The sequence below is a fragment of the Flavobacterium lacisediminis genome (assembly GCF_025909975.1).
Classification (GTDB): Bacteria; Bacteroidota; Bacteroidia; order Flavobacteriales; family Flavobacteriaceae; genus Flavobacterium; species Flavobacterium lacisediminis.
In genome coordinates this window covers 123,150-136,716 of the sequence record NZ_JAPCIO010000002.1, presented here as the reverse complement: position 1 = coordinate 136,716, position 13,567 = coordinate 123,150, and the positions used below count along the sequence as shown (strand labels likewise).

The following is a 13,567-nucleotide window of genomic DNA, read 5'->3' as shown; positions in this document are numbered from 1 at the left end:
AATGAGTAGAAAAGATATAAAATACAGAGGAACGCAATGCATTAACTGCGAAACACCTTTAGATGTTAGTGAAAAATATTGTCATGCTTGCGGTCAGTTAAATTCAACAAAAAAACTTACCATTAAAGATTTTATCGAAGAGTTTTTTGCTAATTTTTACGCTTACGATTCAAGGTTACGAAATACATTTATTACACTTTTTACACATCCAGGAATAGCTGCCAGAGAATTTTCGGAAGGAAAAAGACATCATCATGCGAATCCTTTCCGATTATTTTTAAGTATTTCTATAATCCTTTTTATAGTTATGGATATTGGAACAAGATTCAATAATAATAGTTCCAAAGAAAAACCTGAAACAGAATTAACTAAAAACGATAGCACAAAAACAGATTACAATAAAATCTATGATACTGGCGTAATTGAAGTTGATAAAAAAACTGGCAAAGAATTCCATAGAGATTCAATCTACAAAGCAAACGAATTTAATAACCCTGAAAACTTAGGACATCTAACACTTCGTATTACCACATTTAGAAACTACAATCTAAAAAACCCACAAGAAAACCCTGAGGTAGCATTGAAAAAATTGGGCTATGAAAACAACAAAATCAATCGTTACATCTATGAAAAATCTCAAAATTTAAAATCAAATGATGTTCTTAGAGAAGTTGGAGATTATATTTTAGGCAAATTACCTTTCCTGATTTTTCTATCTATTCCATTTATTGCTATTATTTTTTGGATTGCCTTTTATGATAAAAAATTCAACTATACAGATCATTTAGTATTTTCTTATAGTTTTTATTCCTTTATGTTTATCTGTTTAATTATATTTGAAATAATTAGCTTTTTCTCAGAAGATTTTTCACTGTTTTTAGTTGGGACAAGCTTCTTTATTTTGTTCCCAATTTACCTATATAAATCTTTAAGAAATTTTTATCAAAATAGCCGTTGGAAAACAATTTTTAAATTCCTACTTTTGAACATATTATTCATACCTATTTCATTATTAGCTGTTTTCGTATTAATGGCGGTGTCGATAATCTTATTTTAATATATGGTAAGTCAAATTACAAGAGGCATAAAAATTTCAGTATTAACTAGTTTTGAAGGAACTTACTTCAAGAACTATAAAATTCATTTTGCCTTTACTTATCATGTTACTATTGAAAACCAAAGTAAAGATTCGGTACAATTAACCACACGTCATTGGGAAATTTACGATGCATTAAACAATGTTGAAGTAGTAGATGGCGAAGGTGTAATTGGCAAAAAACCAGTTATCAAGCCTGGAGAAAGTTATACGTATTCTTCTGGATGCTTGCTTTCTTCTCCTATTGGCGCTATGAAAGGATATTTCAACATGGTGAACTTTACCTCAACTAGAAGCTTTAGAGTAATTATACCTACTTTCAAGTTAAGCGCTCCTTTTGCTATTAATTAACTTTCACTTCAGCTAAGTAACTTTTGTTATCGATTATTCAAAATATACTTTGTATTTTTGTATTCGTTTACGAAAAACCAGTAAATCAACACACAAAATTGTCTAATTTTCACTCAAGGACTTTGTCCAAACTGAGCGAAGCTAAAATTCAACACCATGTTAAAAGGATTTTTTAATGTCCCAAAAGCGGTTAACGAACCCGTAAAATCGTACGCACCAGGTTCTCCTGAAAGAGCAGCCGTTGCAGCAACTTATACAAAAATGTGGAATTCTCAAGTAGAAGTTCCTTTATATATTGGTAGCAAAGAAATTAAAACTGGCGATACCAAAAAAATGTCGGCACCACATGATCACCAACATATTGTAGGTGTTTATCATCAAGCAGATAGAGCTTTAGTTGAAAAAGCAATTACCGAAGCATTAGAAGCTCGCAAAAAATGGGCAGCTATGGCGTGGGAAAACAGAGCTGGAATTTTCTTAAAAGCAGCTGAATTATTAGCAGGTCCATACCGTGCTAAAATCAATGCAGCGACTATGATTGCACAATCAAAAACGATTCACCAAGCAGAAATTGATTCGGCTTGTGAGTTGATTGACTTCTTACGTTACAACGTAGAATTCATGACTAAAATATATGCAGACCAACCAACCTCTACATCAGACATGTGGAACCGAGTTGAATACAGACCATTAGAAGGATTTGTATATGCAATTACTCCTTTTAACTTTACTGCCATTGCTGGAAACTTACCTTCAAGTGCTGCGTTAATGGGGAATGTTGTAGTTTGGAAACCAGCTGCAACTCAAGTATATTCGGCAAATGTAATTATGCAAGTTTTCAAAGAAGCAGGTTTACCAGATGGTGTTATCAATATGGTAATGGGTGATTCTGGAATGGTTTCTGACGTAGTTTTATCAAGTCCACATTTAGCTGGAGTTCACTTTACAGGTTCGACTGGCGTTTTCAATGATATTTGGAAAACTATCGGAAACAATATCGCTACTTACAAAACGTATCCAAGAATTGTTGGTGAAACAGGTGGAAAAGATTTCATCATTGCTCATCCATCAGCAAATCCAGCGCAAGTTGCAGTAGGAATTGCTCGTGGCGCTTTTGAATTCCAAGGGCAAAAATGTAGTGCTGCATCTCGTGTTTATGTACCACAAAGTTTATGGCCAGCAGTTCAAGCGAAATTAGAAGCGGATTTGAAATCGATGAAAATGGGTTCGCCAGAAGATATGAGTAATTTCATTACAGCTGTAATTTCAGAAGCTTCATTTGACAAATTAGCGCGTTACATAGACCAAGCTAAAAACGATAGTGATGCGGAAATAATCATGGGTGGAAATTATGATAAATCGAAAGGTTATTTCATTGAACCAACAGTTATCTTAACCACAAATCCAAAATACAACACGATGTGTACCGAATTATTCGGACCAGTAGTTACGATTTATATTTACGAAGACGCAAAATGGTCTGAAACATTGAAATTAGTAGACGAAACTTCTGAATACGCTTTAACTGGTGCGGTATTTAGCCAATGTCGTTATGCAGTGGAAGAAGCAACCGTTGCCTTACAAAATGCAGCAGGAAACTTCTACATCAACGACAAACCAACAGGTGCTGTTGTAGGAATGCAACCATTTGGAGGCGCAAGAGGTTCTGGAACTAACGATAAAGCAGGTTCATCTCAAAACTTATTGCGTTGGGCTTCTGTTAGAACTATCAAAGAAACATTTGTAACACCAGAAGATTATAAATATCCTTTCTTAGGATAATCCGAAATACGAAGTAGAAATAAGAAACCCGATTTTCAATTGAGAATCGGGTTTTGTTTTTTATAGCTAATCACTAGTTACTTTTCACTAATCACTTATTTCTTATACTTCAACGGCAAATGCACCACTTTCTTAGTTTCAAAAAACTCATCAGTAAAGAAATCGGATAAATTATATTGCGTAGATTTTGGGAAATCCTTTAATTCTTCGGTTAAATCACCGCCTTTTAAATATAAAATTCCGTTGGCTAATTCGTGGTTTTGCTTTTTCGAAACTTTATCGTCTACCCAACTCACAAAATCAGGCATGTTGGTCACAGCACGACTTACAATGAAATCGAATTCTTGTTTTACTAACTCGGCACGCTTTTGTTCGGCTTTAACGTTTTTTAAGCCTAAACCAGTAGCAACTTCATTTACTACTTTGATTTTTTTCGCAATAACATCAATCAAGTAAAAATCAACTTCTGGATGTAAAATTGCTAATGGAATTCCAGGGAAACCACCACCTGTTCCAACATCCATAATTTTGGAACCTGGACGGAATTCGATAATTTTTGCAATTCCTAACGAATGCAAAACGTGACGCGTGTATAATTCGTCGATATCTTTTCTTGAAATCACATTAATTTTCGCATTCCAATCCTCATATAACGATTGCAATTTTTGAAACTGAAGTATTTGATTATCAGATAAATCAGGAAATTGCTTTAAAATCTCTTCCATTAGTTAAATTTTGCACAAAAATACGCTTTTTGGTGAATAAAAAATGACGAATATCATAAATGAAAAAATTATAATAATTATCTTTGACGAAATTTGAATAGAATATTTATGAGTACGACAACCCCGATTTTCTCAAAAGAAGATAATCTGAAATTTTTCAGAACATTAAATAAAAGAGTAAACGATTATTTTAAAGAAAATAAAATTGACAAAACAGGAAACTGGAAACTTCACTTGAAAACCATTGTGATGTTTGGTCTTTTCCTAACACCATACTTCTTTTTACTTGCAATGGATATGCCGTTTTGGGTATATTTATTGCTAAACGTAGTCATTGGAATTGGAATGGCTGGAGTAGGAATGAATGTAATGCACGATGGTAATCACGGTGCTTATTCAAACAAATCTTGGGTAAACAAATTAATGGGTGGAAGTATCTATATCTTAGCCGGAAATGTTTACAACTGGCAAGTTCAACACAATGTTTTACACCACACGTATACCAACATCATTGGTCACGATGAAGATTTAGAAGCGGGAAGAATTTTACGTTTTTCAAAAACGGCTAAATGGTACAGTCACCATAGATTTCAACATTATTATTCAGTTTTCTTATATGGATTATTAACGTTCAACTGGGCTATCACAACTGATTTTCTTCAAATGAAACGTTACTTAAAAAGAAAATTATCCTATGGAGAAGCAAAAAGTCCTGCTTTTCAATGGACAACTCTAATTATTACTAAAACGATTTACTTTTCAGTTTGGTTAGTATTACCAATGGTTTTAGGAATTACTTGGTGGAAAGTTTTATTAGGTTTTGTTGTAATGCATTACACCGCTGGATTAATCTTAAGTGTAGTATTCCAATTAGCTCACGTAGTAGAAGACACCGTGAATCCGTTACCAGATGAAAATGGAGAAATTGAAAACACTTGGGCTATCCACCAATTGTTTACAACGGCAAACTTTGCTCCAAAAAATTGGATTGTAAATTATTATACTGGCGGATTAAATCACCAAATTGAACATCATATTTTTCCAAACATCAGCCATGTGCATTACAACAAAATTGCTGAAATTGTAAAACAAACGGCAGCTGAATGCAACTTACCTTATCACGAGTTCAGAACGACTCGATCGGCCATCGCCTCTCACTTTAAACACTTGAGAGAACTAGGAAGAAAACCACAATTAGCATAAATAAAGTAAGAGACGCGAGGAATCGCGTCTTTTGTATTAACTATAATAACTAACACACAATGAACCCGTTATCGGACAGAATCAACAACTTAGCTGTTTCACAAACATTAGCAATGGCAGCTTTGGCAAGAGAATTAAAAGCACAAGGAAAAGACATTATCAGCCTTAGTTTAGGAGAACCAGATTTCAACACTCCTGACTTCATTAAAGAAGCTGCAAAAAAAGCTATCGACGAAAACTACAGTACTTATACTCCAGTAGAAGGTTACTTAGAATTGAAAGAAGCGATTTGCAAAAAATTCAAAAGAGATAATAATTTAGACTACAAACCATCACAAATTGTAGTTTCAACTGGAGCAAAACAATCATTATACAACATTGCACAAGTAATGTTAAACGATGGTGACGAAGTAATTCTTCCAGCTCCATATTGGGTTTCATATTTCGAAATTATCAAACTTTCTGGTGGAGTTCCAGTTGAAGTTCCTACTTCTGTTGAAAGCGATTTCAAAATCACACCAGAACAATTAGAAGCAGCAATCACACCAAAAACAAAAATGATGTGGTTCAGTTCACCTTGTAACCCAAGTGGTTCGGTTTATAATCGTGAAGAATTAACTGCTTTAGCTAAAGTTTTAGAAAAACATCCACACGTATATGTAGTTTCTGATGAAATCTACGAACATATTAACTTTTCAGGAACATTTTGTAGTATTGGTTCTATCCCTGGAATGTTAGAAAGAACGATAACTGTTAATGGAGTTGCGAAGGCATTCGCTATGACAGGTTGGAGAATTGGATATATTGGAGCTCCAGAATTTATCGCGAAAGCGTGTACAAAAATTCAAGGTCAAGTTACTTCGGGAGCGAACTCTATAGCACAAAGAGCTACTATTACTGCTGTTGAAGCTGATCCAAGCGTATTAAACGAAATGGTTTCTGCTTTCAAAAGCCGTAGAGATTTAGTGGTTGGATTAGTAAACCAAATTCCGGGATTCAAATTGAATGTTCCAGAAGGAGCGTTTTATGTTTTTCCTGATGTATCATATTATTTTGGTAAAACTGTAAAAGGAACTGAAATCAAAAACGCAACTGATTTCTCAATGTTCTTATTAGCAGAAGCAAACGTTGCAACGGTAACTGGGGATGCTTTTGGAAATCCAAATTGTATTCGTTTCTCTTATGCAACCAGCGAAGCTTTATTAACAGAAGCAATGAGAAGAATTAAAGAAGCGGTTTCTTAAACCATATACAAATACATATTAGCACGAATTCATTTATTAAATTAGATTAATTCGTGCTTTTTTATGCTCCAAATTCAAAAAAAGCTAACTCGAATTAGAAATCTTGGATTTTTTATATGAACTTTGCACACTTTTTTTCGGCAAATCCCGAATAATTAAAGCTTTACAAATGAAGAAGAAGATTGAAATTTTAGCTCCTGCAAAAAATCTAACACAAGGAATTGCTGCCATAAATAGTGGTGCCGATGCGGTTTATATTGGTGCTCCTTTATACGGCGCTCGTTCAAACGCCACCAATTCTGTGGAAGATATTGCCGAGTTGGTTAAATACGCACATTTATATAACGCTCAGGTTTTTGTGGTTATCAATACCATTTTATATGATAACGAATTAGAACCTTGTCGTCAATTGATTTGGAAATTGTATGATATTGGAGTAGATGCTTTAATCATTCAAGATATGGCGATTATGGAAATGGAGTTACCTCCTATCGTATTGCATGCCAGTACGCAAACCAATAATCGTGATGCCGATAAAATTAAATTCTTAGCGGATGCAGGAATCAAACGTGTGGTTTTAGCGCGTGAATTGAACTTACACCAAATCAAAGAAATCAGCGAAGCCTCTGATGTAGAATTAGAATTCTTCGTTACGGGTGCTTTGTGTGTTTCGTTTAGCGGAAATTGCTATATGAGTGTTGCCAATGGCGAACGTTCAGCAAACCGTGGTTCTTGTGCGCAAAACTGTCGCTTACCTTATAATTTAATTGATGGAAATGGCGACACTCTAATCAAAAATAGTCACTTACTTTCGATTAAAGATTTTGATGTTTCGAATCAAATTCCGAATTTAGTTGAAGCTGGAATTGTTTCGTTCAAAATTGAAGGTCGTTTAAAAGATATCGTTTATGTAAAAAATAACGTTTCATATTTACGTCAGAAATTAGATACTTTCTTAAACGAAAATAGCGATAAATACACCAAAGCTTCTTCTGGAAAATGTACTTATTTATTCGATTCATCATTAGATAGAACGTTCAATCGTGGTTATACCGACTATTTTGTAAACGAAAGACATCAATCTATCGGTTCTTGGGAAAGCCCAAAATCGAAAGGGCAATATATTGGCAAACTGATTAAAACCATTGGAAATTCATACGTAATTGAAAATGGCGAATTATTAAATAATGGCGACGGATTGTGTTTCATCAACGAAAACAACGAAGCCGAAGGAATTTACGTTAACCGTGCTGAAAACGGAATCGTATATCCAAACGTATTAAAAGAAATTAAAGAAGGTACTTTCATATATAGAAATAACGATGCCGCTTTCATTAAGTTAGTAGAAAGAGAAGATAGTGCAGTTAGAAAAATCAGTACAACTTTAGTATTAAAAGAAAACGAAACTGGTTTTGAATTAATCGCAACTGACGAAGATGGAAATGTAAGCGTTGTAAATTTGGCTCACCCAAAAGAACAAACAAAAAACAACGAATCTTTAGCAGAAAATTTCAAAATCAACTTAGCAAAAACTGGTTTTACGCCTTATACTGCTGATGAAATTACGATTGAATTTTCTGGAAATTGGTTTCTTCCTATTTCAAAAATCAATGAAATGCGAAGAACGGTTTACGAACAATTATCAGAAATTCGTTTGAAAAATTATGTTCGTCATGAACATCAAATCGTTAAAACATCGCATCCTTATCCAGAAACTAAACTGGATTTCATGTACAATGTTGCCAACAAAACCGCTCGTAAATTTTACGAACGTCATGGTGTAACCGAAATCGAAAAAGCATTCGAATTGCAATGGGATCCTGGAAAATCTCGTGTAATGACGACTAAATATTGCATCAAATACGAATTAGAACGTTGTCCAAAATACCACAGAGAAAACATGGACAAAAAGCTAAAAGAACCTTTAGTTTTAAAACAAGGCGAATTGGAATACAAACTAAAATTCAATTGCAAACCTTGTGAAATGGAAATTTGGGAAAAAGATGCCGAATTCGAAATTGAAGAAGATCACTTTCATTAATATAGAAACCGATGTTAACCGCATCGGTTTTTCTTATCTGGAATACCAAAATTAAATCGTATTTTTGGAGTAATGCAATCGATTCTAGAAAATATCGCCAAACATGTTGCTTTAACTCCACAAGAGCAAGAACTATTTTTGTCTAAAACCGAAACTAAACCATTCAAAGCCAAAACCATTTTATTAAGTGCTGGCGAAGTAGCTACTTGCACTTATTTTGTGAATTCTGGTATTTTGAGAAGTTTCAATATTAATGATAACATTATCGAACACGTATTGCATTTTGCTTGCGAAGGTTGGTGGATTGGCGACATGTACAGCTACATTTCTGGAAAACCTGGTAATCTATTTTTAGAAGTTTTAGAAGATGCCGAAGTAGTCATTATTACCAAAGAAAACCAACAACAACTTTATCAAGAAATTCCAAAATTAGAACGCTTTTTCAGAATTTTAGCCGAAAACTCCTTAGTTTCTCATCAAGAACGCTTAATGGATAATTTAAGTTTAACTGCCGAAGAACGTTTTGAAAAATTTTGTTCTAAATATCCTACTTTGATTCAGAAAGTTCCTCAAAAACATATCGCTTCTTACATTGGCGTTACGCCCGAGTTTTTCAGTAAAATGAAAGCGAGATTATTGAAAAAATAATTTCTTAATCTAGGTTAAGTGCCCTTCCCTATTCATCGGTGTAAATTTGTATCATAATAATTACTAAATTTATACATTATGAAAAATACAGTTTTACACAAAGCAGATTCAAGAGGACATGCAGATCATGGTTGGTTAAACGCTTACCATAGTTTTAGTTTTGCTAATTGGTACAATCCTGAAAGAATTCAGTTTGGGATGTTGCGCGTTTTAAACGACGATACTGTTGCTGCCGGAATGGGTTTTGGAACACATCCGCATGACAACATGGAAATTATAACCATTCCATTGGAAGGCGATTTGGCTCATAAAGACAGCATGGGAAATGCCGCAACCATCAAAACTGGCGATGTACAAGTTATGAGTGCTGGAACTGGAATTCAACACAGCGAATTCAATCCAAATCATGACCAACACACAAAATTATTTCAAATTTGGTTATTTCCAAAATACAGAAATGTAGAACCACGTTACCAACAAATTACGCTAGACCAATCGTTACAAAAAAATGACTTTGCGCAAATCTTATCACCAAATGCAGACGATGAAGGAGTTTGGATTCATCAAGATGCTTGGTTTTATTTGAGTGATTTTGACAAGGACTTTTCAAAAAAATTAAGTTTAAAAAAAGAAGGAAACGGTTTCTACATTATGAATATTGAAGGTGAAATCGAAGTAAATGGCGAAAAATTAGAAAGAAGAGACGCCATTGGAATTTGGGCAACCAATGAAATTGAAATCAAGGCGAATACAGCTGCGAAGTTTTTAGTGATGGAAATTCCAATGGAACAATAATTACAGCTATGAACGACGAAGTACAACTAAAAATCAATGATAAAAACGGAGCTTTTTATATTGAAGTAAATGAAAAACAAGAGTCTTTAATGACTTTTGTTTTTGCTGGCGAAGATAAAATCATTATCGACCATACCGAAGTTAATCCTGGAAATGAAGGAAAAGGGTTTGGTAAAAAAATGGTAACCAAAGCGGTGGAATTTGCTCGAGAAAAAGGCATCAAAATTATTCCGCTTTGTCCTTTTGCTAAAAGTGTTTTTGACAAAACTCCCGAATTTAGAGACGTATTATAAATTTAAAACGAAATAATCATGGATCCAAAAGACATTAAAAAAGAATATACAAATGGCGAAGTAACCATTGTGTGGCAATCTGGAAAGTGCAGCCATTCTGCTAATTGTGTTAAGAACAATCCTGATGTTTTTAAACCAAAAGAGCAACCATGGATTACACCTGATAATTCAACAACAGAAAAAATTATTGAAACCGTAAACAAATGTCCTTCGGGAGCATTAACATACTATCTAAACAAAAATGACTAAAAAAATTATCGCTTTTGGAGCTTAATCAAGCAAGTCTTCCATTAATAAACAATTAGCTACTTATACTGCAAATCAATTTCAAAATGTTACGGTTGAAATTTTAGATTTAAACGATTTTGAAATGCCCGTTTTTTCAGTGGATAAAGAGAAAGAAAATGGCATTCATCCTTTAGCACACGATTTTTATATGAAGATTGGAAGTGCTGATTTAATAATAATTTCCTTTGCTGAACATAATGGAAATTTTTCGTCAGCATTTAAAAACATTTTAGATTGGACTTCGCGTATTAACGCCAAAACCTTTCAAGAAAAACCAATGTTGTTATTAGCAACTTCTCCTGGTGCTCGTGGTGGAAGTTCAGTTTTAGATATTGCCACAAAACGTTTCCCATTTCAAGGTGGAATTGTTAAAGGTAGTTTTTCATTACCTAGTTTTAATGATAATTTTGATACTGAAAAAGGAATCACAAACGAAGAATTAAAAAATCAATTATTGAAAATTGTAAATACGATTGAATTATAATAAAAATAGTATTTTTGCGGAAATTCAATTTAATGAAACCCTTATATCTTATACTATTCTTCACCTTTTCGTTCGGAATTTTAGCACAAACCAATCCTAATTCAGTTCCAACATATTTTGGATGTAAAACAAACAAAATTACGGATTTAACAAAAAAGGAAATCATCAGTAATTCACTTTTGCATATTAGTTCAAAAGTAGATTCGATTTTTTTGAAGAGAATGAAATTAAAGGAAAACGATAGTATAGAATTTAAAATTAAATATACTGTAGATAAATTTGGGTTATTAAATCCTGATTCAACAAAAATTAATACCGGTATAATTGCTTTTGACAATTATATGAAAATGGTTGTAAATACCATTCCTCGTTTTACGCCTGCTAAAAATGAAAATGAAGAAAACGTACCTTATTCAATAGAATTTGACGGTCGATTTACTATTTCTCAAAATAAAATGATTCCTTTCGAATTTGTTGTTAAAGAATATTTCTTTGATACATTAGAAACGTTACCTGTTTTTCCTGGCTGTGAAAATGCAAAAAATTTATTGGATTGTTTTAGGGAAAAAATGGCTGATCACATACGAAACAACCAACAGTACCCAGAAGAAGCTTTAGATCATGGAATACAAGGTAGAATTCAAACTCTTTTTGTAATAGATGAAAAAGGAAATATTACAGAAATTGAAATTTTAAAAACTAAAGGAAAAGAAATTTTAGAAAAAGAGGCTTATCGTGTTATTTCTCTTTTACCTTCAATGGCATTTCCGGGATATTTGAATGGTAAACCCGTAAGAGTAAAATACTCTCAACCAATAAATTTTAAATTACAATAATTAAAAATCAATCATTGAAAATTGTAAATTCAATTGAATTGTAATAAAAATGTTATTTTTGCCTTTCAAGAAAAACTTGAAACTTTAAACTTGAAACAAAATTTATGAAAGCATACGTATTTCCAGGTCAAGGTGCTCAATTCTCAGGAATGGGAAAAGATTTATATGAAAATTCAGCAGTAGCGGCAGCATTATTCGAAAAAGCTAATGAAATATTAGGTTTTAGAATCACCGATATCATGTTCGAAGGAACAGCAGAGGAATTAAAAGAAACGAAAGTAACGCAACCAGCGGTATTTTTACATTCAGTAATTTTAGCAAAAACGTTAGATAACTTTAAACCTGAAATGGTTGCCGGACATTCATTAGGTGAATTTTCTGCATTAGTAGCCAATGGTGCTTTATCGTTTGAAGACGGATTAAAATTAGTTTCACAAAGAGCAATTGCTATGCAAAAAGCTTGCGAAATTACACCTTCAACAATGGCTGCGGTTTTGAACTTAGATGATAAAATTGTAGAAGATATTTGCGCATCGATTGATGGTGTTGTTGTAGCTGCAAATTACAACTGTCCGGGACAATTGGTGATTTCTGGTGAATACAAAGCGGTGGAATTAGCTTGCGAAAAAATGAAAGAAGCTGGAGCAAAACGTGCTTTGATTTTACCTGTTGGTGGCGCATTTCACTCACCAATGATGGAACCTGCAAGAGAAGAACTAGCGGCAGCGATTGAAGCTACTACTTTTTCAACTCCAATTTGTCCAGTCTACCAAAATGTGACTGCTAGTGCGGTTTCTGATGCTAATGAAATCAAGAAAAATTTAATCATCCAACTAACTGCTCCAGTAAAATGGACACAATCGGTACAACAAATGATTGCTGATGGCGCAACGAGTTTCACAGAAGTTGGTCCAGGAAAAGTATTGGTAGGATTAGTAAATAAAATTGATAAAGAGGTTGAAACGATTTCAGCTTAAAAATTAATAAGATACTTTTAAAATTGAATTCCTCATGAAGTTTTATTCGTGAGGAATTTTTATTTTTGGGAAAAAGAAAAACATGGAAAATATAATTGCAATTTTTAAATCAATTGAAGCCGCTAAAGTTATTGCTCCTGAAATTGATTATTCTGAATATGTTCCTTTGAATTTATCAATAACGAATTCAGAATTAAAGCATCACAAATTAGAAACAGCTCAAGATTATGAAATTTTCATACAAAACCATTTAGATAAAAATCAAGGAAAAATTGCTTTTGGCGGTTATATTGAAACCCGAAATTTATATCAAAGAAGCACTGTTTTTAAAAACACCAATTCAGATGAACGTAATATTCATATTGGTTTAGATTTGTGGATTAACGAATCCGCTCCAATTCATACTGCTTTAGATGGCACTGTTCATAGTTTTCAAAACAATACCGCTTTAGGTGATTATGGCCCAACCATTATTCTATCTCATGAAATAGAAGGAATTAAATTCCATACACTTTATGGTCACTTGAGCGAAGCGAGTTTAATTGGTAAAAAAGCGGGTGATATTGTAAAAAAAGGAGAACAAATAGCTACTTTAGGTTTGCCACCAATTAATGGCGACTATGCTCCTCATTTGCATTTTCAAATCATTATCGATATGGAAGAAAAAACTGGAGATTATCCTGGAGTTTGTAATGAAAAAACACTTTCGTTTTACAAATCAAATTGTCCAGACCCTAATTTACTATTAAAAATTATTTGATAGAATTGGCATTAATTTTGTAACTTTATTTTCATAAAACAAAT

Annotated in this window: 14 protein-coding genes and 1 pseudogene; 14 read left to right on the top strand and 1 reads right to left on the bottom strand. The window is 33.3% G+C overall.

Annotated elements, in window-relative coordinates; all coding sequences use genetic code 11:
• Nucleotide 1: 1 nt before the first annotated feature.
• The 3 genes from OJ995_RS03205 to pruA all read left to right on the top strand — a co-directional run bounded on the left by OJ995_RS03205 (nt 2) and on the right by pruA (nt 3,229).
• The gene (locus tag OJ995_RS03205; RefSeq protein ID WP_264368123.1) at nt 2–1,057 is read left to right on the top strand and encodes a DUF3667 domain-containing protein; all 1,056 of its coding nucleotides are present in this window, start codon (nt 2–4) and stop codon (nt 1,055–1,057) included.
• 3 nt (nt 1,058–1,060) lie between these two features.
• A complete protein-coding gene (gene apaG, locus OJ995_RS03200; protein ID WP_264368122.1) occupies nt 1,061–1,447 on the top strand; it encodes a Co2+/Mg2+ efflux protein ApaG in 387 nt (128 codons plus the stop codon).
• Between the two features lie 156 nt (nt 1,448–1,603).
• A complete protein-coding gene (gene pruA / locus OJ995_RS03195) occupies nt 1,604–3,229 on the top strand; it encodes an L-glutamate gamma-semialdehyde dehydrogenase (protein WP_264368121.1) in 1,626 nt (541 codons plus the stop codon).
• A 95-nt stretch (nt 3,230–3,324) separates the two neighbouring features.
• Here the strand turns inward: pruA and rsmG are convergent, their stop codons facing one another.
• A complete protein-coding gene (gene rsmG, locus OJ995_RS03190; RefSeq protein WP_264368120.1) occupies nt 3,325–3,954 on the bottom strand; it encodes a 16S rRNA (guanine(527)-N(7))-methyltransferase RsmG in 630 nt (209 codons plus the stop codon).
• A 108-nt stretch (nt 3,955–4,062) separates the two neighbouring features.
• Here rsmG and OJ995_RS03185 point away from each other — a divergent pair, with 108 nt between their 5' ends.
• The 11 genes and pseudogenes from OJ995_RS03185 (at nt 4,063) to OJ995_RS03135 (ending at nt 13,523) form a co-directional block, all read left to right on the top strand.
• Nucleotides 4,063–5,157, top strand: coding sequence for a fatty acid desaturase family protein (locus OJ995_RS03185; protein ID WP_264368119.1), 1,095 nt, complete (start codon nt 4,063–4,065; stop codon nt 5,155–5,157).
• A gap of 59 nt (nt 5,158–5,216) precedes the next feature.
• Nucleotides 5,217–6,401 carry a pyridoxal phosphate-dependent aminotransferase gene (locus OJ995_RS03180; RefSeq protein WP_264368118.1) on the top strand — a complete coding sequence of 395 codons (1,185 nt, stop codon included), beginning with the start codon at nt 5,217–5,219 and terminating at the stop codon, nt 6,399–6,401.
• Nucleotides 6,402–6,570: 169 nt separating this feature from the next.
• The gene (locus OJ995_RS03175) at nt 6,571–8,442 is read left to right on the top strand and encodes a peptidase U32 family protein (RefSeq protein ID WP_264368117.1); all 1,872 of its coding nucleotides are present in this window, start codon (nt 6,571–6,573) and stop codon (nt 8,440–8,442) included.
• 72 nt (nt 8,443–8,514) lie between these two features.
• Entirely contained in the window at nt 8,515–9,090 is a 576-nt protein-coding gene (locus OJ995_RS03170) for a Crp/Fnr family transcriptional regulator (protein ID WP_264368116.1), read from the top strand.
• 78 nt (nt 9,091–9,168) lie between these two features.
• A complete protein-coding gene (locus tag OJ995_RS03165) occupies nt 9,169–9,885 on the top strand; it encodes a pirin family protein (RefSeq protein ID WP_264368115.1) in 717 nt (238 codons plus the stop codon).
• Between the two features lie 8 nt (nt 9,886–9,893).
• Entirely contained in the window at nt 9,894–10,178 is a 285-nt protein-coding gene (locus OJ995_RS03160) for a GNAT family N-acetyltransferase (RefSeq protein WP_264368114.1), read from the top strand.
• An 18-nt stretch (nt 10,179–10,196) separates the two neighbouring features.
• Entirely contained in the window at nt 10,197–10,427 is a 231-nt protein-coding gene (locus OJ995_RS03155) for a (4Fe-4S)-binding protein (protein ID WP_264368113.1), read from the top strand.
• A pseudogene (locus tag OJ995_RS03150) lies at nt 10,420–10,950 on the top strand (NADPH-dependent FMN reductase). The gene OJ995_RS03155 and the pseudogene OJ995_RS03150 overlap by 8 nt, the downstream one beginning before the upstream one ends.
• Nucleotides 10,951–10,982: 32 nt before the next feature.
• Entirely contained in the window at nt 10,983–11,786 is an 804-nt protein-coding gene (locus OJ995_RS03145; RefSeq protein WP_264368112.1) for an energy transducer TonB, read from the top strand.
• Between the two features lie 104 nt (nt 11,787–11,890).
• Nucleotides 11,891–12,763 carry an ACP S-malonyltransferase gene (fabD, locus tag OJ995_RS03140; RefSeq protein ID WP_264368111.1) on the top strand — a complete coding sequence of 291 codons (873 nt, stop codon included), beginning with the start codon at nt 11,891–11,893 and terminating at the stop codon, nt 12,761–12,763.
• A gap of 82 nt (nt 12,764–12,845) precedes the next feature.
• The gene (locus tag OJ995_RS03135; RefSeq protein ID WP_264368110.1) at nt 12,846–13,523 is read left to right on the top strand and encodes a peptidoglycan DD-metalloendopeptidase family protein; all 678 of its coding nucleotides are present in this window, start codon (nt 12,846–12,848) and stop codon (nt 13,521–13,523) included.
• The last annotated feature ends 44 nt before the right edge of the window (nt 13,524–13,567 follow it).